This is a genomic window from Nocardia sp. GP40, from assembly GCF_050434125.1.
Taxonomy (GTDB): Bacteria; Actinomycetota; Actinomycetes; order Mycobacteriales; family Mycobacteriaceae; genus Nocardia; species Nocardia albiluteola.
Map to the genome: position 1 here is coordinate 446721 of NZ_JBNPVW010000004.1, position 23691 is coordinate 470411.

General features: G+C 67.9%; 21 protein-coding genes and 1 tRNA gene. 10 read left to right on the plus strand and 12 right to left on the minus strand.

The genetic code is table 11. The features are described 5' to 3' along the window. The first annotated feature begins 238 nt into the window (after positions 1–238). Entirely contained in the window at positions 239–505 is a 267-nt protein-coding gene (locus tag ABH933_RS15235) for a WhiB family transcriptional regulator (RefSeq protein WP_215922600.1), read from the plus strand. 105 nt (positions 506–610) lie between these two features. Here ABH933_RS15235 and ABH933_RS15240 read toward each other — a convergent pair whose 3' ends face one another. Both ABH933_RS15240 and ABH933_RS15245 read right to left on the minus strand, forming a co-directional pair. Further along, positions 611–1957 carry an ABC1 kinase family protein gene (locus ABH933_RS15240; RefSeq protein WP_429425602.1) on the minus strand — a complete coding sequence of 449 codons (1347 nt, stop codon included), beginning with the start codon at positions 1955–1957 and terminating at the stop codon, positions 611–613. 131 nt (positions 1958–2088) lie between these two features. Then, positions 2089–2775 carry an SDR family oxidoreductase gene (locus ABH933_RS15245; protein WP_429425478.1) on the minus strand — a complete coding sequence of 229 codons (687 nt, stop codon included), beginning with the start codon at positions 2773–2775 and terminating at the stop codon, positions 2089–2091. A gap of 76 nt (positions 2776–2851) precedes the next feature. Here ABH933_RS15245 and ABH933_RS15250 point away from each other — a divergent pair, with 76 nt between their 5' ends. Next, positions 2852–3424, plus strand: coding sequence for a TetR/AcrR family transcriptional regulator (locus ABH933_RS15250; RefSeq protein WP_429425476.1), 573 nt, complete (start codon positions 2852–2854; stop codon positions 3422–3424). Positions 3425–3459: 35 nt separating this feature from the next. Here the strand turns inward: ABH933_RS15250 and ABH933_RS15255 are convergent, their stop codons facing one another. Then, on the minus strand, positions 3460–4353 hold the full coding sequence (locus ABH933_RS15255) for a hypothetical protein (protein ID WP_429425474.1): 894 nt from the start codon (positions 4351–4353) through the stop codon (positions 3460–3462). An 821-nt stretch (positions 4354–5174) separates the two neighbouring features. Continuing rightward, the gene (locus ABH933_RS15260; RefSeq protein WP_429425472.1) at positions 5175–6431 is read right to left on the minus strand and encodes an ROK family transcriptional regulator; all 1257 of its coding nucleotides are present in this window, start codon (positions 6429–6431) and stop codon (positions 5175–5177) included. 102 nt (positions 6432–6533) lie between these two features. Between ABH933_RS15260 and ABH933_RS15265 the strand changes: the two genes are divergently transcribed. Beyond that, a complete protein-coding gene (locus ABH933_RS15265; RefSeq protein ID WP_429425471.1) occupies positions 6534–8063 on the plus strand; it encodes a carboxylesterase/lipase family protein in 1530 nt (509 codons plus the stop codon). Between the two features lie 106 nt (positions 8064–8169). Here ABH933_RS15265 and ABH933_RS15270 read toward each other — a convergent pair whose 3' ends face one another. Beyond that, positions 8170–9624, minus strand: a complete 1455-nt coding sequence (locus ABH933_RS15270) for a zinc-dependent metalloprotease (RefSeq protein WP_429425469.1) — start codon at positions 9622–9624, stop codon at positions 8170–8172. A gap of 50 nt (positions 9625–9674) precedes the next feature. Here ABH933_RS15270 and ABH933_RS15275 point away from each other — a divergent pair, with 50 nt between their 5' ends. Then, the gene (locus ABH933_RS15275) at positions 9675–10700 is read left to right on the plus strand and encodes a YlbL family protein (RefSeq protein WP_429425600.1); all 1026 of its coding nucleotides are present in this window, start codon (positions 9675–9677) and stop codon (positions 10698–10700) included. Here ABH933_RS15275 and ABH933_RS15280 read toward each other — a convergent pair. Next, on the minus strand, positions 10697–11296 hold the full coding sequence (locus tag ABH933_RS15280) for a PPA1309 family protein (RefSeq protein WP_429425467.1): 600 nt from the start codon (positions 11294–11296) through the stop codon (positions 10697–10699). The genes ABH933_RS15275 and ABH933_RS15280 overlap by 4 nt on opposite strands. Before the next feature lie 234 nt (positions 11297–11530). On the opposite strand from ABH933_RS15280, the gene ABH933_RS15285 reads away from it, so the two are divergent. Then, positions 11531–14563, plus strand: coding sequence for a UPF0182 family protein (locus ABH933_RS15285; RefSeq protein WP_429425598.1), 3033 nt, complete (start codon positions 11531–11533; stop codon positions 14561–14563). 93 nt (positions 14564–14656) lie between these two features. On the opposite strand, the gene ABH933_RS15290 is transcribed toward ABH933_RS15285, so the two are convergent. Next, the gene (locus tag ABH933_RS15290; RefSeq protein WP_429425465.1) at positions 14657–15205 is read right to left on the minus strand and encodes a transglycosylase family protein; all 549 of its coding nucleotides are present in this window, start codon (positions 15203–15205) and stop codon (positions 14657–14659) included. Between the two features lie 555 nt (positions 15206–15760). Between ABH933_RS15290 and ABH933_RS15295 the strand changes: the two genes are divergently transcribed. Next, positions 15761–15834, plus strand: a tRNA-Met gene (locus ABH933_RS15295). A gap of 97 nt (positions 15835–15931) precedes the next feature. Here the strand turns inward: ABH933_RS15295 and ABH933_RS15300 are convergent. Further along, the gene (locus ABH933_RS15300) at positions 15932–16084 is read right to left on the minus strand and encodes a hypothetical protein (RefSeq protein WP_429425463.1); all 153 of its coding nucleotides are present in this window, start codon (positions 16082–16084) and stop codon (positions 15932–15934) included. A gap of 462 nt (positions 16085–16546) precedes the next feature. Here ABH933_RS15300 and ABH933_RS15305 point away from each other — a divergent pair, with 462 nt between their 5' ends. Genes ABH933_RS15305 through ABH933_RS15315 form a run of 3 tightly spaced genes read left to right on the plus strand, consistent with a single transcriptional unit; the run spans position 16547 to position 17915 of the window. Beyond that, the gene (locus ABH933_RS15305; RefSeq protein WP_429425459.1) at positions 16547–16966 is read left to right on the plus strand and encodes a CBS domain-containing protein; all 420 of its coding nucleotides are present in this window, start codon (positions 16547–16549) and stop codon (positions 16964–16966) included. 29 nt (positions 16967–16995) lie between these two features. Further along, positions 16996–17631, plus strand: coding sequence for a hypothetical protein (locus ABH933_RS15310; RefSeq protein ID WP_429425457.1), 636 nt, complete (start codon positions 16996–16998; stop codon positions 17629–17631). Beyond that, positions 17628–17915, plus strand: a complete 288-nt coding sequence (locus ABH933_RS15315) for a hypothetical protein (RefSeq protein ID WP_429425455.1) — start codon at positions 17628–17630, stop codon at positions 17913–17915. Before ABH933_RS15310 ends, ABH933_RS15315 begins: the two co-directional genes overlap by 4 nt. Here ABH933_RS15315 and ABH933_RS15320 read toward each other — a convergent pair. The 3 genes from ABH933_RS15320 to ABH933_RS15330 all read right to left on the minus strand — a co-directional run bounded on the left by ABH933_RS15320 (position 17879) and on the right by ABH933_RS15330 (position 21321). After that, positions 17879–18871: an AraC family transcriptional regulator ligand-binding domain-containing protein gene (locus tag ABH933_RS15320; protein WP_429425453.1), complete on the minus strand. Its 993-nt coding sequence runs from the start codon at positions 18869–18871 to the stop codon at positions 17879–17881. The genes ABH933_RS15315 and ABH933_RS15320 overlap by 37 nt on opposite strands. Positions 18872–19030: 159 nt before the next feature. Beyond that, entirely contained in the window at positions 19031–19720 is a 690-nt protein-coding gene (locus ABH933_RS15325; protein WP_429425452.1) for a response regulator transcription factor, read from the minus strand. A gap of 320 nt (positions 19721–20040) precedes the next feature. Then, positions 20041–21321, minus strand: coding sequence for a cytochrome P450 (locus ABH933_RS15330; RefSeq protein WP_429425450.1), 1281 nt, complete (start codon positions 21319–21321; stop codon positions 20041–20043). 313 nt (positions 21322–21634) lie between these two features. Between ABH933_RS15330 and ABH933_RS15335 the strand changes: the two genes are divergently transcribed. After that, positions 21635–22975, plus strand: a complete 1341-nt coding sequence (locus ABH933_RS15335; protein WP_429425448.1) for a cytochrome P450 — start codon at positions 21635–21637, stop codon at positions 22973–22975. Between the two features lie 216 nt (positions 22976–23191). On the opposite strand, the gene ABH933_RS15340 is transcribed toward ABH933_RS15335, so the two are convergent. Then, a complete protein-coding gene (locus ABH933_RS15340) occupies positions 23192–23671 on the minus strand; it encodes a MarR family winged helix-turn-helix transcriptional regulator (RefSeq protein ID WP_429425446.1) in 480 nt (159 codons plus the stop codon). Between the last annotated feature and the right edge of the window lie 20 nt (positions 23672–23691).

Genomic DNA, 23691 nt, shown 5'->3' on the forward strand with positions numbered 1-23691 from the left:
CCAGCGACCGTGATCAGGAGTCGACACCGAAGTCGACTCAGGTAGGGAAAAACCCCCACCAGCCTCCTGGCCACGGATCGCAGAAGCGAAACCGTGGCCAATATTTTTAAGGCCTCCAGCCACCGGCACCGGTTTCGCGGAAGAACGCAGTTACTTCCACACAAGTTGACCGCTGCACGAGCTGAAGGAGCAAGACGTGTCTACCGCGACCGCTTTTCGCGTGACATGCCGTACACCCGTGGCCCCGACTTCCCGCCCTCGCGGAGTCTCGCTCACCCTCCCCTGCCGGGTCGGAAACCCCGACCTGTGGTTCGCCGAGAGCCCTGCGCAGTTGGAAGAGGCGAAGGCACTGTGCGCATCCTGCCCGATCCGCAAGGGCTGCCTGAGCGCCGCCCTGGATCGTGCTGAGCCCTGGGGTGTCTGGGGCGGCGAGATCTTCGAACAGGGTGTTGTGATCGCCCGCAAGCGGCCGCGTGGCCGCCCGCGCAAGGTCACCGTGGCATGAGCCGCCCCGTCTTTCACGGGGGGCATCACCAAACCCCGCATCTGAACCATCAGATGCGGGGCTTCGGCCTTTCCGGGGTGTTCTCGGTATGGGCGGTGCGAAAAATCAACTGGCGCGGAGGTGTTCGGCGTAGCCGGGGACCCAGTCCTGCATCAGCTGCATGAACGGGACCTCCGCGTCGAGCTGCGCGCAGATCCCGATTGATCCCATCAGCACCCGGAAGATCATCGAGTGCTCGCGCGGCAGCTGCAACGACCAAGAGGTGCGCATCTCGGCACTGGTGACGTCGGTGGCCCTGCCCGCGACCCGCTGCATCCATCGGCGAGTGAAGTGGAAGGTGTCGGTGCGAATGGGATCGGTGAAGGGGCGCAGGAAGTTCGAGATTTCCTCGGCGGTGACCGTCTTGCCGGGGATGACCCAGCCGTTGTCGGACATCAGCCGCGTCAGCTCGTCGAATCGGTCGTCGACGGCGAACGCCACCATCTGCCCCAGGATCGGCGGGAAGCCGCCGGGCAGCGGTGCGCACATGCCGAAGTCGATGACCGCGAGACGGCCGTCGGGCAGCATCATGAAGTTGCCCGGATGCGGATCGCCGTGCAGCAGACCGCATGTCGCGGGGGAGGAGAAGTCGAACTCACCCATCAGCCCGGCGACCCGGTTGCGCAGCTCTTGGGTGCCCTCGGGATCCTCGTTGCCCCGCTTGATGATTGCCGACAGCGGGGTAGCGTCGGCGAGCCATTCGGTGACGATCACCTTCGGGGCGCTGGCGACCACCCTCGGCACCAGGATCTGCGGGTGCCCGGCGAAACCCTTCGCGAACGCACGCTGATTCGACGCCTCGATCCGGTAGTCCAGCTCCTCCTCCATGTGCTCGCTGATCTGGGCGAGGACGGGCTTCACGTCGGAGGCCTGCAGGATGCTCGCGATGGCCCCGCCCATGCGGTTCAGAGTCTTCAGGTCGGCGCGCAGCGCCTCGTCGGCACCCGGATACTGCACCTTCACCGCCACCTCGCGCCCGTCGGACCACACCGCCCGATGCACCTGGCCGATGCTGGCCGAGGCGGCCGGCTGCTCGTCGAAATCGCGGAAGCGCTTGCGCCAGCCGGTGCCGAGCTGCTGATCCAGCATCCGGTGTACCGAGGCGGTGGGCATCGGCGGGGCAGCGGCCTGCAACTTGGTGAGCGCCTCACGGTAGTGCTCACCGAATTCCGGCGGCACCGCGGCCTCCATGACCGACAGCGCCTGCCCGAATTTCATAGCGCCGCCCTTGAGCTCGCCCAGGATGGAGAACAGCTGCTCGGCGGCCTTCTGATTCAGCTGCGCGTTGATCTCCTCCTTGTCGCCCCCGGCGAGCTTGCGGCCGAAACCCACGGCGGCGCGCCCCGCAATGCCCAGCGGAATTTTCGCCAGCTTGGCATTGCGCGACGAGCGCCGACTCACAATCTCTGACACCTCCCCATCATGGCGGACGTACCGGCCGGTGTGCCATGAGAATTCGCTAAATCCGGACCGCGTGGCGTGGGTCACAGTCCCGCTGTTCACGGGGCCGGACACCGCGCTCGCGTGGCCCGGATCGGCGGATCTCAGGCCACGGTGAACCCGCCGTCCACGGGCAGGATCGAGCCGGTGACGTATTCGGCGTCGATCAGATAGCCGATGGCGGTGGCCACGTCCGCCGGGCTACCGACGCGCCCGGCGGGCACCTGCTGCCCGGCCGCGGCGAACTGAGCCTGGCGCTGGTCGGTGGGCAGGAACGACCACCAAGCCGTGTCCACGACGCCGGGCGCTACGACGTTGACCCGCACCGGCGCCAGTTCGGCCGCCAGCGGCGGGACGATCCGCTCGATTGCTCCGTTGACCGCGGCGAACGTGACCGTCCCCGGAATGGCCGCGCGGGCCGAGGAAGCGGACACCATGGTGATCGAACCGGTCACCTGCGCGCGCTGGATCGCGAACAGGTAGCCGAACAGTTTGCCGTCGAATCCGGTGCGCAGATCCGCCAGGTCGATCTCGCGCAGCGGGCCGATGCCTACCGCGCCGGGGCTGAAGGCCAGTACCAGGTGATCGATGCTGCCCATCCGCTCGAAGAACGCCGCGACCTGTTCCTGCGAGGCGCCATCGACCGCCTCGGCGGCGTGCACCCGGTCCTTCACCGCGGCCAGCTTCACCGGATCGCGTCCGGTGACGGTGACCTCGTGGCCCTGTGCGGTCAGTCGTTCCGCGGTGGCCAGTCCGATGCCGGCGGTGCCACCCATGATCACGATGCGCATTGCGCGTCTCCCTCTATTTTCAATACGTTGCGTCTCGATAGTATTTCGAACCGTGGCGTCTTGTAAAGTGGTCGCCATGGTTGGTGACAAACCGCTCGGACGCCCCCGCAGCGAGGACCGCCGTCGCGCGATCCTGGCCGCGGCGGTGGACGAGCTACGGGAGCGGGGCTATGCGGCCCTGACGATCGAGGGCATCGCGGCCCGCGCGGGCGCGGGCAAGCAGACGATCTACCGCTGGTGGCCCTCGAAGGCCGATGTGGTGCTCGAGGCGCTGCTCGACGCGGCCGACTCGGCCATTGCGGTTCCGGACACCGGATCGCTGCCGCAGGACCTGCTCGCCTTTCTGGAGGCCACCTTCCAAGAGCGCGGCCAGCGCCCCGTGCTGGTCGGCCTGATGGCCCACGCAATGCTGGATCCGGTGTTCGCGCAGGGGTTCCGGGATCGCTTCCTGTTGGCGCGGCGCGCTGTGCTGCGGGAGATCTTCGATCGGGCGGCGGCGCGCGGGGAGATCGCGGCCGGCATCGACCCCGACCTGTTGATCGACGTCGTCTACGGCGTGCTGTGGTATCGGCTGCTGCTGGACCACGCGCCGCTGGACGACGCGGCCGGGCGCGATCTGGCCGATCTGGTGCTGCGGGCCGTGCGCTGAGGATCGTGCCCCAACCGCTCGCGCATCCCCGAAGGTCACGATCGGACGGTGCCCGTCCCACCGCGCCCGGTCGGCGCGCCGATCGTGCGGCAGCCGCAGGCCGCGTGAACGGGCCAGTGCCGCTTATCGATTCGGAGCGAGTCGGGGTCCAGCTCCAGCGTGGCGCCGAGGGTGAGCGGCGGGCGTGCGGCGATGCCGTCCAGGACGGTTTCCACGTCCCGCAGCACCAGGGCGGTGGCCGCGGTGATGGTCGCGGCCGAGCCGTGTCCGATACGGCCCAGCAGCTGAGCTGCCAGATGCGGCCAGTCGTGGTCCAAATCGCCGCGAGTCAGGTCGGCGCAGCGCAGGCAACTGGTGCCGCCCGGCAGCACCATCGGACCGACGATTCCGCGACCGTCCCGCATTCGCACCTGTAGGTGGGGAATCCGGTACAGCACAAGGTCGTTGGCCAGGATCGGATCGGGCACCAGCGCATCGGCCAGGATCACCAGATCTGCCGACCAGCCCGCGACCGTCGCGGCGGCGAGGTAGCCGCGGGATCGGGTCGGGCGCAGGCCCAGGCGCCGCACACCCGCGGCAATGGCCTCGGACAGCGGCCCGCGGCCGTGTATGTGGATCCGGCGCACTCGTGGGGGAGTGGCAGGTGATCGCGGATGTGTCAGCAGTCCGGCGGCATCCAGGTCCGCCAGGATCTCCAGGGCCGCGGTCGCGCCGATGCCCAAACCGTCCGCCCGCCAGACGATCTGGGGATGGCTGTGCAGCCCGTCGAGCAGCCGCAGGAACTCGGCCACCGTCTCGGCGGCGATTCCTGGCGGCTCCAGCACCATCGCGCGCTCGGGGTCCCATCCCAGCTGCACGATCCCGGACGGCCTGCGCAGCACCGTGACGCGGGGATGCAGCATCGGCCCACGCGGGGAAGTGCCGCTCATGCCTCCACCTCGCTGGCGCTCGGCTCTGGCATGCGCGATGCGCGCTGTGTTGTTGATTCGCTCCGCTGCGCTGCGCTCATGCCTCCACCTCGCTGGCGCTCGGCTCTGGCATGTGCGATGCGCGCTGTGTTGTTGATTCGCTCCGCTGCGCTGCGCTCATGCCTCCACCTCGCTGGCGCTCGGCTCCGGCATGCGCGATGCACGCTGTGTTATTGATTCGCTCCGCTCCGTTCATGCCCGCGCCCCGCGAGTGCGTGCACGGCAGTGCGCCGGCTGCCGGGCGCGATCGCGGCCTGGATACTCCGTGGTCTCCTGGGCGACAATGGATTCCACCTGGAAACAGGTCGAGATGACAGGGGCGGGCGAGGGCATCGCACCGCGAATCCCGCCTGCGATCGGTGCACGGTTGGTCATGGACGCAGTGTGCCCGCGGCGGTGTGCGGGACGGCCGGAACAACCACCGGTTATCCACAGGCGGACCGGTCGTCCACAGGGCAATTCGGCCGGGTGAGATGTTGTCCAGGCCCCGCTCGCGGGCGTCTTCTCGCTGACTTTGCGGACTCGAGATACCCGGGGGACCACAATTTTCCGACTGGGCCTCGATCCGGGTGCGACAAGCGGCGCGGCGGCGGCCTGCATCATCGACGATGCCCGGTCCAGTCGCGGATCCGACCGACTTGGTCCGGACTCGGGTGCGACGCCCCCGTGGTGGCATTCGTGCATCGTGGACGAGGTTCGGGTTCGGTTGGCGGACTCGCTCGACTTGGTCCAGGGTGCGACGCCCCTGTGGTGGCATTCGTGTGTGGTGGACCAGACTCGGTTCAGCCGGCGGACCCGGCCGCGACATCGGCCGGGAGCGGCGGCACCGTCGCCGGGTCGGAAAATACCGCGCGGCGGGCGAATTCGATCACCCCGAGCAGGATCGCATCCTCGCCGAGCAGCGCGCGGGTGACGTCGAACTCGATGGCCGGGACCAGTGCCCGCCGCCGGGACAACTCCCGGTCGATGGCCGGGTGCAGGTGCGTGAACCACTGTGCCAGTAGGCCGCCCAGCACGACCTCATCCACGTCGAGCAGCGTGGCGATGGCCAGTACCGCCGCGCCCAGCGCCCGCCCGGCCGTCTCGAGGGCGGCCAGTGCGGCCGGATCCGCGGCGTCCACGGCAGCGGCGAACCGCGCCAGGGCCCGCTCGAGTCCGCCCTGCTCCAGCACCCCGCCCAGCCCGGCCGCGGTGAGCACGGCCTCGGGCCCGGCGTAGCAGACCAGGCAGCCGCGCGCGCCGCAGGAGCAGTCCGGGCCGTCCAGGGCGACGGGCATATGGCCGGGCTCACCGGCGATGCCGTGGCTGCCGGTGTGGATGCGTCCGTCCAGTACCACGCCGCCGCCGATGCCGGTACCCGCCTCGATGTAGACCAGCCCGCGCGGACGCTGAGGGTGCGCGTGATACTCGGCCAGGGCCGCGGCGTTGGCGTCGTTGATGACGTCGAGCGGGCAGTCCGCGTCGGGCAGGGCGGCGGCGATGAGCGTGCCCAACCGGACCTCCTGTAGCCAGCCGAAATCCGTTGCCGCGATCACGGTTTGGTCCACCCCGACCGGACCGGCCATGGCGATGACCAGGCGTGCGAGTTCCGCGTCGGGGAACTGTGCGATGGCCGCCCGGGCCCGCCGCACCGCGGCGGCGACCGCGTCCGCGATGTCCTGCGGCACCCCGGGGGCGCTGCGGTGCGGCACCGACTCGCGCCAGACGATCCTCCCGGCGAGATCGGCGACGGCTACCCGCAGCTGCTCCAGGCTGATCTGCACCGCGACCGTCAGCGCCCGCTGCGCGACCATGCGCAGTAGCCGCCGCGGCCGTCCGCGCCCCGCGCCGTGCCGTACCCCATCCTCGCGCACCAGCCCGCGCACCGCGAGATCGGCGACCAGCCCGGTCACCGAGGCGTGCGACAGGCCGGTGGCCGCGGCGATCTCGGTGCGGGCGCACGGCCCGTTCGCCGCGATGTGCCGCAGCACCAGCCCGAGATTGCGCCGGCGAACCGCGGCGGAATCGCTGGGCGCCGCGGCCGGTGACGAGTTCTCCACATCGATCAGACTAGGCTCGGAGCTAATTATTTCAACCATTGACATATTTATCGCGAGGTCGCAATACTGCGGTGACCAGTACCCGACGAATCGAGGTCGTCCATGTCGGCAGTTCCGCTCTCCCGCCGTTCGCTGCTGCTCGGGGCCGGGTCCATGGCCATGGCCGCGGGCTGCTCGAGCGGCACCTCGACCGCGTCCGACACCGTCCGTACAACTCTCGGACCGGTGCGGGGCATCCGCCGCCCGACCGGGCTCGCTTTCCTGAACATCCCCTACGCGGAGTCGCCCGTCGGGGCACTGCGCTTTGCCGCACCGGTGCCGCCCAAGCCCTGGACCGAGACGAAGGACTGCACGAAATACGGTCCGACCGCGCAGATCGAGCAGCTCTCGGCGGTGACGACCATCCCCGAGCCGAGCATCCCCGGCGCCGCGTACCTGAACCTGAACGTCTTCACCCCGGATCCCTCGTCGAGCGCGAAACTGCCTGTGCTGGTGTGGATTCACGGCGGGGGCTTCATCGCGGGATCCCCCGCCAGCCCGTGGTACGACGGCGCCTCGTTCAATCGCGACGGCGTGGTGGTGGTCGTGCTCGGCTACCGCCTGGGTATCGAGGGATTCCTGCACGTGGAAGGCGCTCCGGACAACCGGGCGGTGCTGGACTGGATCGCTGGCCTGGAATGGGTGCGCGACAATATCGGGGCGTTCGGCGGCGATCCGGCGAGGGTCACCATCGCCGGGCAGTCCGCGGGTGGCGGCGCGGTGTGGGCGCTGATGGGCGCGCCATCGGCGCGGTCGCTGTTCCGGGCCGGAATCAGCGAATCGGGTGCGCTGACCCAACCCAACGACGCCGAGACCGCGGCGGCGGGCGCCGCGGCGTTCACGCAGGCCACCGGCGTGCCCGCAACCGTTGCGGCGCTGCGGGATCTGACCCGCGAACAGCTGCAGCAACTGCAGGACAAGCTCCCGCAACCCGGCGTCGGCGCGAATCCGTCCGTGCTGCAACTGGCTCCGGTCGCCGACGGCACGCTGATCCCCGAATCGTCCGCGGCCATGCTGAATTCGGGCCGCAGCGCCGATGTCCCGTTGCTGATCGGATTCACCCGCGACGAGTTCAATATGATCGCCGCGAAGGTCACGGATGCGACGGCCCCGACCATGTTGTCCGCCATGGGAATCGACGCGGCCACCGAAAACGCCTACCGCGCGGCGTATCCCGGCCTCACGACTCCCCAGCTGGTCGGACAGATCGGCAGCGATCTGGTGCTGCGCGGCCCCGGCTACCGAGTTGCCGAGGATCACGCCCGCCGCGGTCGCCCCACCTGGCTGTATGAATTCACCCGCGGCTCAACCGCTTCCGGGCCATACCACGGCATGGCCGCACATTGCCTGGACATTCCGTATGCCTTCGACCTGCTGTCCGCCCCGAACGTCAGCACCGTCGAGGGCGACAATCCGCCGCAGGCCCTGGCCACGGCCATGCACAAGGCGTGGGTCGAGTTCATAACGCATGGCGACCCGGGCTCCGCCTGGCCGCGCTACACCCTGGACAAGCGCGAAACCATGATCTGGGACGACAACTCACACGTGGCCCAGGATCCCTTCATGGCCCAACGCCCGTTGTGGACCCACTGAGGCGCGACCTCCCGGCGGCGCTGTCGAGCATTCCACGTGGCACACCGTCGTTCCAGCGATGACGAGCGAACGTCGCGATGACGCTGCACCGCAACCCTTTCCGCGGCTACTCGGCAGCGTCGTCCTTGCCGGGCTCGGAGTCCGCACCGGGCTGAGCATCCTTGTCTTTCGCCTCGCGCTCTGCACGCTCGCGGGCTTCGGTCTCGGCCAGCTGCGCCAGCGGATCGTCGAATTCGCCGGTGCCGCCGCCGATCACGCCGTCGATGAAGCCGGCCGGGTTGTCCAGGTCCGCGGAACTGGGCAGCAGGTCGGGGTGAGCCCAGACGGCGTCGCGCGCCTCAATGCCCGCGTCCGTGGTGAGGCGGCGCCACAGATCCGCCGCCTCGCGCAGCTTGCGCGGACGCAGTTCCAGCCCGACCAGGGTGGCGAAGGTCTGCTCGGCAGGACCGCCGGTGGCGCGGCGGCGGCGCAGGGTCTCGGCCAGCGCCCCGGCGCCGGGCAGCCGGTCGCCGACCGCCTCGGCGACCATGACCTGCACCCAGCCCTCGATCAGCGCCAGCAGCGTCTCGAGCCGATCCAGCGCGGCCTTCTGCTCCGGGGTGGTCTGCGGCTCGAATGTGCCCTGGGACAACAGTTCCTCGAGCTTGGACGGATCGGTCAGCATCATCGGATCGATGCCCTCGGCGGCCTGTTCGATGGCCGAGAAGTCCATGCGGATGCCGCGGGCGTAATCCTCGACCGCGCCCAGCACCTGCTGGCGCAGCCACGGCACGTGCCCGAACAGGCGCTGATGGGCGGCCTCGCGCGCGGCCAGGTACACCAGGATCTCGCTCTCGGGACGTTCCAGCCCCTTGGAGAATTCGGTGATCGCGGCGGGCAGCAGGGCCGCGATGCCGCCGGGGCCCAGCGGCAGGCCGATATCCGTGGAGGTCAGCACCTCACCGGCCAGCTGCCCTAGGGCCTGGCCCAGCTGCGAGCCGAACGCCATCCCGCCCATCTGGCCCAGCATGCCGATCATCGGCCCGGCGACCTGCCGGGCCTCCTCCGGCAGGGTCTGGGTCCACATGCCAGAGACCTGCTCGGCCACCGGGTCGCACAGCCGCTTCCAGGTCGGCACCGTCTCCTCGATCCAGTCGTTGGCCGTCCAGGCCACCGTCTTGGTCGCGCCCGCGGGCAGCGTGGTCGCGGCGTCGAGCCACAGCTCGGCCAGGTGGGCTGCGTCGGCGACGGCCTGCTGGGTGCTCGCCGAGACCGGCGGCACGCTCGCACCGAGCTGCTGGCGGGCCAGCCGCTTGGCGATGTCGTAGTTCACCGGACCGGCCTGCGCTGCGCCCGGCTGACCCATGGTGGAGAACATCTGCCCCAGCTGCGTGAGCATCTGCCCCAGCTGGGAGGGATCGAAGTTCTCCCCGCCCATGGCGAATCCGAAGGGATTGCCCGCGGCCCCGAAGGGATTGCCGGAGTCTCCGATGGGATTGCCCGCGCCGGAACCGCTCTGATCGTCGCGACGCTCGCGGTCGTCGTCATCGTGGTTCGAGAATCCGAAGGGCACATCACTCATACCCTTAGGCTACGCGGGTGCCGGGGACCCGAGCCGCTACCCTGGGCCGGGTGAATCGCCGGATCCTCACCCTGCTGGCCGCCCTGGTGCCGGTCCTCGTGCTCGGTATCGTCGGCAGCGCCGTCACGGTGCCCTTTGTCGCTCTCGGCCCCGGTCCGACCTTCAATACGCTAGGCGTGGTCGAGGGCAAGCAGGTCGTGGACGTGCAAGGCGCACCGGTCCATCCGACGTCCGGCAACCTCAATATGACCACCGTGTCCGTTCGCGACGGGCTGAATATTTTCGAGGCGTTCGGGCTCTGGGCCGACGGAAACTACGGTCTGGTGCCGCGCGCGGAGGTGTATCCGCCCGGAGTGCCGCGCGACCAGGTCGACAAGTCCAACAAGCAGGACTTCAAGAACTCCGAGGACAACGCGGAACTGGCCGCGCTGCACTATCTGAAGTACCCGACCGTGGTGCAGCTGGAGACCGTCGCCGACGATGCCCCGGCCAAGGGCCTGCTGGACAAGGGTGATCAGCTGATCAGCGTCGACCGTAAGCCGGTGGCCACCTCCAAGGATGTGGTGGCCGCCGTGCAGGGCCTGAAGCCCGGCACCGAGGTGCCGTTCGTGGTGCGCCGCGGTGACGCCGAGCAGACCGTCACGGTGAAGCTCGGCGCCCGCCCCGATGACGCGTCCAAGGGGTATCTCGGTGTGACGCCCGCCGAGGTCGCGCAGGGCCCGATCAAGGTGGACTTCAACCTGGCCGACATCGGCGGCCCCTCGGCCGGACTGATGTTCAGCCTGGGCCTGGTGGACAAGCTCAGCAGCGGAAAGCTCAACGACGGCAAGTTCATCGCGGGCACCGGCACCATCGACCCCGACGGCAAGGTCGGCCCGATCGGCGGCATCCAGTACAAGATGATCGCCGCGCACGACGCCGGCGCGCAGACCTTCCTGGTCCCCGCCGACAACTGCAACGAGGCCCGCCAGCGCACGCCGAAGGGCCTGCAGCTGGTCAAGGTCGACAGCCTCACCACGGCGATCGACGCCCTTGACGACATCGACGCGGGCAAGCCGGCGCCCAGCTGCGGTTAGAAGTCCTCCGAGTCGTTCTCCAGGGTGTGCGCCAGGGCCTGCACCAGATTCGGCGCCAGGTTCGGGGCGGTGCGCAGGTCGATGTCGTTGCCGAAGGGGTCGTCCTCGTCCTCCTCGGGGCGGATCTGCAGCAGGCACAGCGAGACGCCCTCGCGCAGCACCCCGGCGAACAGGCGCGCGTCGCGGCGGCCGGGGTGGGTGATGGCCGCGTCGCGCGCCGCGCGGTCGGCGGCGTCGCGGTCCGCCAGCAGGGGTGCGATGGCGTCGTCGAGAGTCTGCTCGGCATCGGGCGGCAGCACCACGATCTGCTGCACCAGCACACAGCCCCGCACGGCCTCGGGCCAGCTGGTCGTGGCCAGGAATTCGTCGAGCGCCAGCTCGCCGGTCACGTCGTCGGGAAACGGTTCCTGCGCAATGGGAGTCAGCTCCGCGCCCTCGTCGAGCTGATCCTGCAGGCCCGGCTCCGCGGCCACCAGATCGGCCGTGGGTACCAGGGCGAACATCTGCGGCGGCCGATCCCACCCCTCCGCGTCGGCGAACTCCGCCACCTCGCGTATGCAGCGGTACAGGGCCGATTCCGGGTTGTCTACGGTCACGCGCGGTGAGTCTAGGGGGCTGCGGGCGCGGCCGGGCGACCCGGTCGCCCCGAACACGCCCGATCCGCTGACAGCGAATCCGCACCCGTCCGGGGAGGGAGATCGCTGCACAATGCTCGTATTTCCGTAGAGTGGGGCCGAGCGGTCCGAACGGACCACACGCAACGTATGCAACTGCGGTGCGACGAGCGCGAACTCGCGCCCGCCGACCGCCGGACCAGGGAGAGTGTCACCGTGGGCATGCGCCCCCCGACAGGCTTACCTTCGCTGTCTCGCCGCAGCCGTGTGCTGCTGGTGACGGCCCTCGTGCTGGCGGCGCTGCTGCTGGTCGGGCCGCGGCTGACCGATGCCTATACCAATTGGCTGTGGTTCGGCGAGGTCGGTTTCCGCAAGGTCTACACCACCGTGCTGTTCACCCGGATCGTGCTGTTCGTGGTGGTGACGCTGGTGGTCGGCGCGATCATCTGGCTGGCCCTACTGGGCGCCTACCGGGAGCGGCCGGTGTTCGTGCCGGTCTCCGGGCCCAACGATCCGATCGCGCGCTACCGCACCACCGTGATGGGCAGGCTGCGGCTGTTCGGCATCGGCCTGCCGCTGCTGGTGGGCCTGCTGTGCGGGCTGGTGGCGCAGTCGAGCTGGGTCACGGTGCAGCTGTTCATGCACGGCAGCTCGTTCGGGGTCAAGGATCCGCAGTTCCATCTGGACGTCGGCTTCTACGCCTTCGATCTGCCGTTCTACAAGATGGTGCTGAACTGGCTGTTCGTCGCCACGGTGATCGCATTCTTCGCGAATCTGGTGACGCACTACGTCTTCGGCGGGCTGCGACTGTCCGGCCGCGAGGGCACGCTCACTCGCCCGGCGCGCATCCAGCTCGCCACCATCGCGGGAATCTTCGTGCTGCTCAAGGCGTTTGCCTACTGGCTCGACCGGTACTCGCTGCTGTCCAGCACCCGCAAGGAGCCGACGTTCACCGGCGGGTCCTACACCGATATCAACGCGGTGCTGCCCGCCAAGCTGATCCTGCTGTCCATCGCGATCATCTGTGCGCTGGCGTTCTTCGCCGGGGTGGTGCTGCGGGATCTGCGGGTTCCGGCGATGGCCGCGGCGCTGCTGGTCCTGTCCTCGATCCTGGTGGGTGCGGTGTGGCCGCTGATCGTGGAGCAGTTCGAGGTGCGCCCGAACGCCGCCACCAAGGAGTCCGCCTACATCCAGCGCAACATCCAGGCCACCCGCCACGCGTACGGCCTGGAGGCCGACAAGGTGCAGTACGTCGGCTATCCGGGCACCCAGACGGTCGATCCGGTCACGAATCCGACCGACCAGCAGACGATCGCGAACATCCGCCTGCTGGATCCGAACCTGCTGAACGCCACCTTCACGCAGACTCAGCAGCTGCAGAACTTCTACGGCTTCCCCGATCCGCTCGACATCGACCGGTACTCCCTCAACGGTCAGATGCAGGACTACATCGTCGCGGCGCGGGAACTGGTGCCGGGCAACCTGTCCGGTAACCAGACCGACTGGATCAACAAGCACACTGTGTACACCCACGGCGACGGATTCGTTGCCGCACCGGCCAATCGGGTGAACGTTGCGCCGCCGAAGGAGACCGAGAAGGCCGCCTCCGGGGTCACGAACGGATCCGCCGCACAATCGGCCACCTACGGCTATCCGGTGTTCAATGTCGGCGACAAGTCCACGGTCAGTGACCTTTTCACCCCGACGGACAAGCAGGCGATCCAGGTCACCCAGCCGCGCATCTACTACGGCGAGCTGATCGGCAAGTCCGACGCCGACTACGCGATCGTCGGCGGCAACCACCAGCCGGCACGTGAATACGATACGGGCACACAGCAATTCACGTACGACGGCAAGGGGGGCGTGCCGATCGGCAGCTGGTTCAACCGGCTCGCCTTCGCCGCCAAGTACGCCGAGCGCAACATCCTGTTCTCCGGCGCGATCGGCTCGGACTCGAAGATCATCTACAACCGCGATCCGCGCCAGCGGGTGGAGCAGGTGGCGCCGTGGCTGAGCACCAACGGCGACGTCTACCCCGCGGTGGTCGACGGGCGCATCCAGTGGATCGTCGATTCCTACACCACGCTGGACAACTACCCCTACGCACAGCACACCTCGCTGGATGGATCGACCGAGGACAGCGTCGACCAGAACACCGGCCGGGTGATGCCGCGCAAGCAGGTCAGCTACATCCGCAACTCGGTGAAGGCCACGGTCGACGCGTACGACGGCACCGTCACGCTGTACGCGGTGGATCCGACCGATCCGGTTCTCAAGGCGTGGGAGGGCGTGTTCCCGGGGACGGTGAAGCCGCCGAGCGCGATCTCCAAGGACCTGCGCGCGCACTTCCGGTATCCCGAGGACCTGTTCAAGGTGCAGCGGGAGATCATGGGCCGGTACCACGTCGACGATCCGCGCGAATTCTTCAACAGCAACGCGTTCTGGTCGGTGCCCAGCGATCCGACCTCGGACGCCCCGACCAGCGCGAGTCAGCCCCCGTACTACGTGCTCAAGGGCAATTCGGCCACCGGCCAGCCGTCCTTCGATCTGACCAGCGCAATGACGGGCTACAAGCGCCAGTTCCTGTCCGCCTACATCTCGGTGAGCTCCGATCCGGTCGATTACGGCAGGTTCACCGTGCTCGTGCTGCCCACCGATTCCCAGACCAAGGGTCCGGGGACGGTGCAGACGGCGATGACGACCGATATCCGGGTATCGACCGAGCGCACGACCCTGACCGGTGGCAACACCAACAAGGTCAGATACGGGAATCTGCTGACCCTGCCGATCGGCAAGGGCGGCATCCTCTACGTGGAACCGTGGTACCTGGAGCGCAACAGCGTCAACGTCGCACCGCCCAACAACACCAACAACGCCTCGTACCCGCAGCTGGTGAAGGTGCTGTCGTACTACAACGCCAACGTGGGCTACGAGGCCACGCTGGGCGATTCGCTCAACAGCGTGCAGGGAGGCCTCGGCACGGTGGCGACGCAGCAGCCCGGCCAGGCCGCGACGAATCCGTCGCCGAATCAGAGCCAGCAGCCGCCGCCGAACCAGGGTGTGGTCCAGCCTCCGCCCGTGGTGCCCCCGACCGGGTCGTCCGCGGCCCGCGATGCCGCGGTGCAGGAGCTCAACACCGCGCTCAAGGGTGTGAACGACGCCCAGAAGTCCGGCGATCTCGGGCAGCTGGGCACGGCCTTCCAGGCGTTGCAGAAGGCGATCGACGACTACAACAAGGCCGGGGGATAGCCGGGCCGGTCGATACATACAGCACGGCGCCGCCATCACCAGTGATGGCGGCGCCGTGTCGTCTCTCCGGTATGGGGAGGAGCGTGCGGGAACCTAGCGGCCCAGCGACTGGATCAGGCCGTTGTTCTGCTGCAGGATCTGCTGGTACTGCGCGCCGATGCCGAGCTGCTTGGCGAACTGGTCGCCGGTGCCCTCGGCCTGGGTGATCAGGGCCTCGCGGCTGCCGGGCGCGGGCGCCGCCGGGGCGGGGGCCGCTTGCGGGGCGGGAGCGGGCTTGGTGGCGGCCTCCTGGGACGAGGGACCCCAGCGCAGGTACTTGCCGCAGACGGGCCAGGCGCCCTGTCCCTGGCTGCTGAGCACGTTCTCCGCGACGCGGACCTGCTCGTCCTTGCTGGCGTTGCTGGCCATTCCGGTGCCGCCGTTGGCACGCCAGGTGCTCTGCGTGAACTGCAGGCCGCCGTAGTAGCCGTTGCCGGTGTTGATGTTCCAGTTGCCGCCGCTCTCGCACTGGGCGACGCCGTCCCAGTCGTGGGCCGGGGCCGCGGAGGCGGAGGCGGCGATTCCGAACGGGACGACGACAAGGGCGCCGGTGACGGCGGCTAGGCCGAGGGCGCGACTGCTGATCTTCCGGTTCTTGCTCATGGTGGTTGTCCCTTCCCGCGCCCACCTACCGCGTCGGTTGCCCGCGGAGTCCCTGCCCCCAGGTGTCGGGGTTTGCGCGAACCGCGGGGCAGGGTTGCCGGTGTGCGGCGGTTCGGCTGGGTGCCCGTCACGGTGTCGATCCGGGTCGAGAGTGACCATAACGAACAAATATCGACAGATCACGTCTTGATAACTACCGGAATTGCATGAAACGAATAACCGGAAAATTGGTGTCGACGCAGGTCGGCTATGCCATATTTGACAATTCTGGACGGTCTGTTATCTCTCCGTTATGTGTTTTAAATCACTCGAGAAATGTGTCATAGGTCACGTTATTTCGGCGCGTTCGGAGTCAACGCGCGCGGGTGGTAGGGGGTAATCTGAGCGATTCGAGTTTGCCGTTAGTGGAAGTAAGAGCCGTGCTGCCCGCCATCGCGACCATTGGATCCGGGCCGGGCAAGATCGTTCCCGGCGCCTCTCGGATTGCCCGGAAATAAGCTCTGACCAGTCGATTTGCGATCGCAGAGCACTCGTGTGTAATGTTATGTTCACCGACGCGGGGTGGAGCAGCTCGGTAGCTCGCTGGGCTCATAACCCAGAGGTCGCAGGTTCAAATCCTGTCCCCGCTACAAACGAGGGCGGTCCTGGCCAGTAGGTTCAGGACCGCCCTCATCTTTTTGCCGAGGTATCTCACGGCCTCGCTGCCGTCATTATTACCAAGTGATTCTATTCGCCGACCGCGGCGGCGAGCCGGGGCAGCTGGCGCAGCGGGTTGCGGCGCTCCACCTCCATGCGCCTGCGCCGCTTCCTCCGGAGGTAGACCACGGTATGCGCCCGCGATATCCGCGACCGGCCGGTCGTCATGGTCCGGCCGGACACATCATCACCCGTCGTGCTCGGCCGAGCGGCGCGGGACCAAAGACTCTTCCTGCCCCACCGGCGTGGACGGTTCAATCGAGGGTGCCGAGTTGTTCGAAAAGGGTTGAGGCATGGTGGAAAACACGCTGCGCATTCGATTCGGCGACCATCAGAAGACTTCCGCCGGTACCCCTTCCGTGAACCCTGTGTCGCGCAGGTCCTCGGGCACGCCGGCACGGGGCTGGAAGGTATCGAGATCTGCTTCACGCTGCGCGGATCGGCTGCGGCGACCTTCCCCTCGCCGCCCAGTGGTGACGGCATCACCTGGTTTGCCGCCAAGATGATCCCCGCGCCGCATCCGGTCGACTTCACCCTGACCGCGGGGTGAGGCGGTCGGCACGGTTCAGCGGCCCCCGGGGACTGTGCCCCATGAATCGATAGCCGCCGGTCCGGCGGATCGGTGGCTGAATCAAGGAGGAAACTATGACCACTGCCAAGCAGATCATGCACGAGGGTGCACGGTGGATTTCACACGAAGAGACCTTGGAGCGGGCCGCGCAACTGATGCAGGAACTCGATGTCGGCTCGCTGCCGGTCGCCGACCAGAACGACAGGATGTGCGGCATCATCACCGACCGCGATATCGTCGTCAAAGCTATCGCCCAGGGCCATGATCCAGTCCGGACCACCTGCGCCCAGCTGTGTGAGGGCACGCCACGCTGGATCGACGCCGGCGCCGACATCGAACAGGCGCTGCACGAGATGGAGGCCCATCAGATCAAACGGCTACCCGTGATCGAAAACAAGCGGCTGGTCGGCATGATCAGCGAGGCCGACATCGCCGGGCACCTGAGTGACGACAAAGTCGCCGAGTTCGTCGAACGGGTCTACACACTGACCTGACCGTTGACCACGCAGCACTCCGGACCGCCATGATCGCTGCACTCATCGACTCGGCGGCGGCATCGCTGCAAAGGTGGTCACGGCAGCTGAATGGTGTGCTGGTGGTCGGCGATCGCTTGCTGGAGCCGAGCGCGGGAAAGTGTATGGGGGCCGCATTCGCAGGACGCGGGCAACGCATCGTCAGCGGTGTCGTCACCGGCCAGGAGGTCGACGTAACGGGAGCCGTGCCGATGGGCGCCGTGCGCGGTGTCGACGAAATCACGCGCACCGTGCGCATGCGGTCCGGGAGTGGACTGGAAAACCGGGCCGGCCGGGGTATCGAACACCATCGCGATGTGGTGGCCGCGGCCGCACCGCACATGGACCAAGACATGTTCGCTGCGGTGCACAATCGAGTCCAATGCGCGTTCGGCCATCCGTCGCCGTTCCGGCGCGGACAGTTTCGAAATCTTCGTCATCGCTCCACCATCGCGCCTCCCCGCTATCGGCAGCAGAGCCGAAATCAACCATTGGAGGGGACGATCGGCCACCCGGTTCGTGTCACGACGATGTCGTTGATCGAACGTCACAGTAGCCACCTCGACCCCTGGCCCCACGGGCGTTGCCGCAGTATCGCATCGGTATCCGGCGGAAGACTCGGCGGTACAGCAGGGAGTTGCCGGTGATCGTGCCCGTTGTGTCGCTGGTTGTGATGCTCGGGCGCGGCATCGATCAGATCCTCGCCCACCCCGTCGATCCCCAGCTGCACGAGCCGTGCGTCACCGATGCCCGCCGCTACGTGGAGTTCGCCGAGCAGGCAAGCGGCCCGATTCCGCGCCCGGTCACACTCGACTGGCCGTGGGGCGCCTCGTGCGGTTCAGCCGATCACCATCGGCGGCACGCTCATCGTCGCCCGCCTGGCAGCAGTCGGGGTCATGACCCGTCCGAGCCGAGTGCCGACCAGCGGTGATGGGCTCGGCGCAGTGCGCGAGCGTCGGAATAGCCGAGCTCGCGAGCCATATCGCCACCGTCGACCCGATGCTGTGCCGACCGGGTCTCCAGCACCGCCCGACGAGCGCGGTCGAGTTCGCCACGCCAGGTGGTGCCCTCCTCCGCGAGCCGGCGCTGCAGGGTGCGCCGGCTGGTGACCATTTCCCGGGCGGCGCGATCGACGCTGACCGCACCGTCGCCGAGCATCGGGATCAGCACCTCGTGCAGCCGCTGCGACCAGGTCGCCGCCCGCACCGTCTTGGGCTGCGTGGCGGCATAGCGTCGCAGCACCGCGGCGAGCATCGGGTCGGCGGTGCGCAGCGGCAGCGTCAAATCCGCGGTGCGGAAGGTGATCCGATCGGTCGGAGCGCCGAAGTCGATCCGCTCGGTGCCGAATGCCTCGATGAACTCCCGATGCTGCCGGGGTGCTTGTTGCCGGAGGCACACCCGCACCGGATTCACCGCCGTTTCCGTCACCCGCCGGGCCCGGGTCACATTGGCCATCAGCGCGTACTGCATTGCCAGTTCACGCCCGCGGTCCGTGCCATCGAGCAACCGGATGTCGACACTGACCTCGTCCTCGCTCGCATCGGCCAGGGCGAAGTCGTAGTTGGTCGTCACCACCCCGAGGTACGGCCGGCTCACCGCCAGCCCCTGTCCCAACGTCGGTGCCGTGATCAACAGATAATCGTGCAGACCCATCTGTCCCGGGCGATAGGTATCGGCGATCCGCAGGGCGATGTGCGGATCATCCAACTCCTTCTCCGCCCGCTCCCACAGCCGTAACTGGCTGCTGGCGGGCACCATCACATCGCTGCTCGACAGCATCCAGGTCGACAGCCCCACTTCATCGGCGAGTCTGTGCCGAACCTCCGGCGAGAGGCCCGAACTCTCGAGCACAGTCCGGGGAAGGAGTATCAGATCCACCGCTTCCATACGACACCTACACGGGAAAGCGCAGCCACCGGCCCGGGATGCGCGACTATCCGGACATGATAGGACGTTCCACCCAGCGGCAATATCTCGAACCGTAGGCAAGTGCCATCCAAGCGGTTGTCCGAAATTGCTTGCGGCACACCGATCGTGGTGTGTCGGCTAGGAAGCGGCGCTCACCTGCGCCGGGGTGTCGCCCCAGCGGTAGCCGTATCCGCGGACCGTCGAGATCAGGCCGGGGCGGTCCAATTTGCCGCGCAGCCAGGCCATGTGCACATCCAGCGACCGGGACACACCCATCACCGTATCGCCCCAGACCCGGTCCATCAGCTGCTGGCGGCTCACCGCCCGGCCCGGCCACTCCACCAGCACCTTGATCAGCTCGAATTCCTTGTGCGTGAGCATGATCGGCGTTCCGGCCACCACGACGCGCCGGGCGTTCAGATCGACCCGCACGTCCCCGGTGACGACGACGTCGACCGCGGCGGGCGGGGTTCGGACCCCACGATTGCGGGTCGCCTTCTCGAGTCGCGCGATCAGCTCCCGCAGCCGCGGCGGCCTGGTAACGCAGTCATCCGCGCCGAGGCGCAGCGCTCGCACCAGTGAGCGCTCGTCGCGCTGGTCGGCCAGGACCACCACCGGTATCGAACTGACCTCGCGAAGCTGCCGCAACGCCTGCAGGCCCGGCATGTCCGGCAGGCTCAGCTCGAGGATGACCGCGTCGCATTCGCGATAGGAGGTCAGCAGATCCAATCCCCGGCGCCGCCGTTGGACCTCGTGGTGATGTGCGGTCAGTCCCTCCGCCAGTGCGTCCCCAACCTGGTCGTCGTCTCCGACCAGTAGTAGTCGCATGGCCGCCGTCCCCTAGAGCCGTATGGAAATTTGCCGAGCGGCCCCGGTGCCGCCGGTCGATTCATCGTGCCATGGGGACAGCCGCGGCCGGGACGACCGAACGTGCCAACATTGCGCTGAACCGCGCCAACCGTGGCGCCGGTATCCGGACGGTCGTATCCCGCTGGGACGAGGGCGATTCCGAGGGACGTACGGCCCGCGCGGCACGCCTGCGGGCTGGCGCGTTATTGCGAGATGTCGGCACGTGTGGTCCTGGTCACTTCGGTTGCCGTGCACAACCATTGAGAGCGGACACCCAGACCCGCCCCGGGCTACGGCCCTTACCGTGCCGGCGGCTGTGGGCCCTCCCGTAATGACGATGTGGCCGCTACCGGTGGGGCCGGCGTGAACTCCACCGGCAGGCTCTCGAGCGCCCGGTGGAACGGGCCCGGCCGCCAGACGGGCCGACCGGCCGGGAAGGTGAGCCGCATATCCGGCAGCATGTCCAGGAGTTGGTCGATGGCGTCCTGCGCGATCAGATACGCCATCGAGCGCCCCGGACAGGCGTGCGGCCCGGCGCCCCATGCCAGATGCGAGCGATTGCCGACCAGGTCGTCGGTGCGGATCGCTGGATCGTTGTTGCAGGCGGCCATGCTGATCAGGACGGGCTGATGTGCGGGCAGCCAGAAGTTGTCGATGAGGATCGGCTGCCGGGGATAGGTCGCGAGCATGTTCGCCAGCGGCGGGTCGTCGAACAGGACCGCGTCGAGAGCGTCGCGCGTGGACATGTTGCCCCCGGCGACCACGTCGCCCAGCCCGTCGTTCGACAGAATCGGCAGCAGGGTGTTGGCGATGAGATTCTGCTGCAATTCGAATATCGTGGCGCAGAAGCTCGCGGCGTGGTTGACCACCTCCTCCAGGCCGAGCCCGGACGGATGTCGCAGCAGCCGCGTGGTGACGTCGTTACCCGGTTCGGCCTGTTTGAGCTGTACCAGTTCCACCACTGCCTCGCCGAACAGTCTGTTGCCCTCCTCGGCCCCGATGCCGTCGAACATGGCCGCCAGGGCCGCCCCTATCCGCTGCCCGATCTCCGGCGGGCAGCCGAGCAGGGCGGCGGCCACTTCGGATCCCAGCGGCGCGGCGTATTGCCGGAGCAGGTCGGCGGTGCCGTCCGCGGAAAAGCGATCGATCAGCGAGAGCGCGATCCGTTCCACGGTGCCGTGCACGGAATGCAGATCCATCGCGTCGATGCTCGCGGTGACGGCCGACCGATAGCGTGCGAAATCCGATCCGGCGCTTCGGGAGGAGATGGGGCGCCACTGCATGATCGGCAGGATTGGGCACTCGGCGGGGATGTTCTGCTCCCAGGTGCGCGGATCGGCCGGGAAATGGTCCGGATCGTTGAGTATTCGCAACGCTGCGCGGTAGCCGATCACCAGTGTCGCGGGGACGCCCGGCGCCAGCTCCACCGGCGCCAGGGAGCCGAACCGCGCGCGCATCTCGCGATAGTAGCGATGGGGATCCGCGGCGAATTCTGGCACGTACAGCGGGACCGGTGGTCCGTCTGCGCCGCTGGGCGAGCCGCGTCCGGCCGGGCAGGTCGGGGGCGGTGGGATCGGCACGGGCGAAATCTCCTGACGGTACGTCGATGCGAGCCTCACCACGTTACGAAGGGAGTCGCCGTCCCGCATGGGGGTATCGGGTGCCGCGCCGAATATTTAAGATTCCGTTGACGTTTCGCCGATGTCGCAGTGACGGTCCCGCGACGCGGTGGCCGAAATCCTAATGGGTTGTTAAAAAAATGCTCCGCGGGATGCGGCCGGTGTGCTTCGCATCGCACAATTCCAGTGTGCCGCAACGGATTCGGTGCCGGTGACAGTTCACATCCGAAGGGGATTCCGCTATGACCGAGACCAGCGCTTGCCAGGGGTTGTCATGACCGCTCCCGCGATTTCCACGGCGCCCGGTGGCATCCCGTTACTGGGACATGCCCTGCGCATGCGGGACACCCCGCTGGAGTTCTTCTCGTCGCTGCGCGACTGTGGCGATATCGTCGAGATCAAGATCGGGCCGCAGCGCGCGTACGTACTGAATTCTCCGGAGCTCATTCGCCAATTGCTCGTCTCGCAGCATCGCCAATTCGACAAGGGCGTGCAAATTCAGGGCGCCCGAGATCTGTTCCGTGACGGACTGGTCATCTCGGAGGGGGAGACGCACCGGCGGCAGCGCCTGATGATGCAGCCGGCATTCCATCGGAAGCGGATCGCCGCATATACCGAGGTCATGCGGGAGCAGTTCGTGGAGCGGACTGCCGCTTGGCGCGATGGCGAGGTCATCGATGTCCGCGTCGAGATGAGTGAGCTGACCTTGGCCGTGGCGGCGAAGGCGCTGATCTCGTCGGATCTGGGCAAGGATCTGGTGGCCGAGATGCTGCACCGCCTGCCGCGGCTGTTCGACCTGCTGTATCAACGGCTGATGTCTCCGGTGGCGATGCTGAACCGCCTGCCACTGCCGCGCAATCGCGAGTACCGGGCGATTCTGGCGCGCCTGCATCCGATGATCGACGGGGTTATCGCCGATTACCGTGCCAGCGGCGACGGCCGCGACGACCTGCTGAACACGATGCTGCAACTGCGGGACGAAAGCGACGGAAGCACCCTGACGGACCAGGAGATTCACGATCAGGTCGTGGCGATTCTGGTGGCCGGGACGGAAACCACCGCCGCCACGCTGTCCTGGGCGTTCCATCTGCTGGCCGGGCATCCGGAGGTCGAGGCGCGAGTGCACGCGGAGGTGGATGAGGTGCTCGCGGGCCGGCCGGCGCAGCACGCCGACCTGCCGCGCCTGACGTACACCGCGCAGGTGGTCAGCGAGGCATTGCGCTATTACCCGCCGGCCTGGATCGTCACGCGGACGGCGACCGAGGATGTGGAGCTGGGTGGTTACCGGATTCCGAGGGGAATGTCGGTGATGTTCAGTCCCTACAGCGTGCAACGCGATCCGCGATGGTTCACCGATCCGCAGAAGTTCGACCCGGACCGCTGGTCGCCGGAACGGGCATCGGAGATCCCCAGGGACGCGATCGTGCAGTTCGGCGCCGGACCGCGCAAATGCATCGGCGACGTCTTCGCTGTCGTCGAGGCCACCATGGCACTGGCGACGATCGCCGCGGGCTGGCGGTTGCGCGCCATGCCGGGAGCGCAGGTGGAGCAGGTCGCGACGAGCACGCTGGTGCCCCGCAACCTGTTCCTCACTCTCGAAAAGCGCGAATCCTGAATCAGCCGTCGATCTCGACCTGGTCACCCGCTGACACCAGCGTGACGCCGCCACCCCGACGAGGCGGCGGCGCCGCACGCACACGGCCCGGGGCCACGGTGGTCCGGCCGGCGAAGACTCTCGGGCGGGCCGAATCATGTTCTGGCGCAATCTTGAAAGGTTCTGGCCGGGATCCGCACCAGGAGGATCCACCGATCACCGAGGTTGGACGGAGGGTCATTCCGGAACGCCTGCCGCAGGTGTTATCGCCTCTGTCGCAGGAACTTTCGTCCTGTCGAGGTTATCTCCGAGGCGGGTCAGCAGCTGCTTCAGGGTGTCGATCTCCGCGGGGGTGAATCCGGCGACGGCGCGGTTGTCCAGGGCGGCGAGCCGGTCGTGCGCGGCGATCACGAGAGTCTCGGTCTCCGGTGTCAGAGCGATGGTCTGGCTGCGCGCGTCGCGGGGGTGCGGGGTGCGCTGGATCAGTCCGTCCCGATCCATCCGGGTGAGCAACTGCGCCATCGAGGGCTGCTCGATGCCGGTGGCCTCGGCCAGCTCCCTCTGGGTCGGCCCGGCGCCCTCGTGCAGCAGTGCGAGAACGGGGACCTGGGCGTAGCGCAGGCCGAGGGGTTTGAGCAGGGCGTCTCCGTCGCGGGCCAGTGCACGCGAGGCGCGGTTGATCAGTTGAGCCAGGCTCGGGGCGGCAGTGGGATGCATGATCCTCCTTTACATAGGTA

Coding starts and splice junctions, on each gene's coding strand:
- ABH933_RS15320 (WP_429425453.1), bottom strand. CDS start 18,871: ATGGAAGCGGTGGATCTGATACTCCTTCCCCGGACTGTGCTCGAGAGT.
- ABH933_RS15265 (WP_429425471.1), top strand. CDS start 6,534: ATGTCGGCAGTTCCGCTCTCCCGCCGTTCGCTGCTGCTCGGGGCCGGG.
- ABH933_RS15305 (WP_429425459.1), top strand. CDS start 16,547: ATGACCACTGCCAAGCAGATCATGCACGAGGGTGCACGGTGGATTTCA.
- ABH933_RS15255 (WP_429425474.1), bottom strand. CDS start 4,353: ATGAGCGGCACTTCCCCGCGTGGGCCGATGCTGCATCCCCGCGTCACG.
- ABH933_RS15340 (WP_429425446.1), bottom strand. CDS start 23,671: ATGCATCCCACTGCCGCCCCGAGCCTGGCTCAACTGATCAACCGCGCC.
- ABH933_RS15245 (WP_429425478.1), bottom strand. CDS start 2,775: ATGCGCATCGTGATCATGGGTGGCACCGCCGGCATCGGACTGGCCACC.
- ABH933_RS15335 (WP_429425448.1), top strand. CDS start 21,635: ATGACCGCTCCCGCGATTTCCACGGCGCCCGGTGGCATCCCGTTACTG.
- ABH933_RS15270 (WP_429425469.1), bottom strand. CDS start 9,624: ATGAGTGATGTGCCCTTCGGATTCTCGAACCACGATGACGACGACCGC.
- ABH933_RS15250 (WP_429425476.1), top strand. CDS start 2,852: ATGGTTGGTGACAAACCGCTCGGACGCCCCCGCAGCGAGGACCGCCGT.
- ABH933_RS15290 (WP_429425465.1), bottom strand. CDS start 15,205: ATGAGCAAGAACCGGAAGATCAGCAGTCGCGCCCTCGGCCTAGCCGCC.
- ABH933_RS15325 (WP_429425452.1), bottom strand. CDS start 19,720: ATGCGACTACTACTGGTCGGAGACGACGACCAGGTTGGGGACGCACTG.
- ABH933_RS15310 (WP_429425457.1), top strand. CDS start 16,996: ATGATCGCTGCACTCATCGACTCGGCGGCGGCATCGCTGCAAAGGTGG.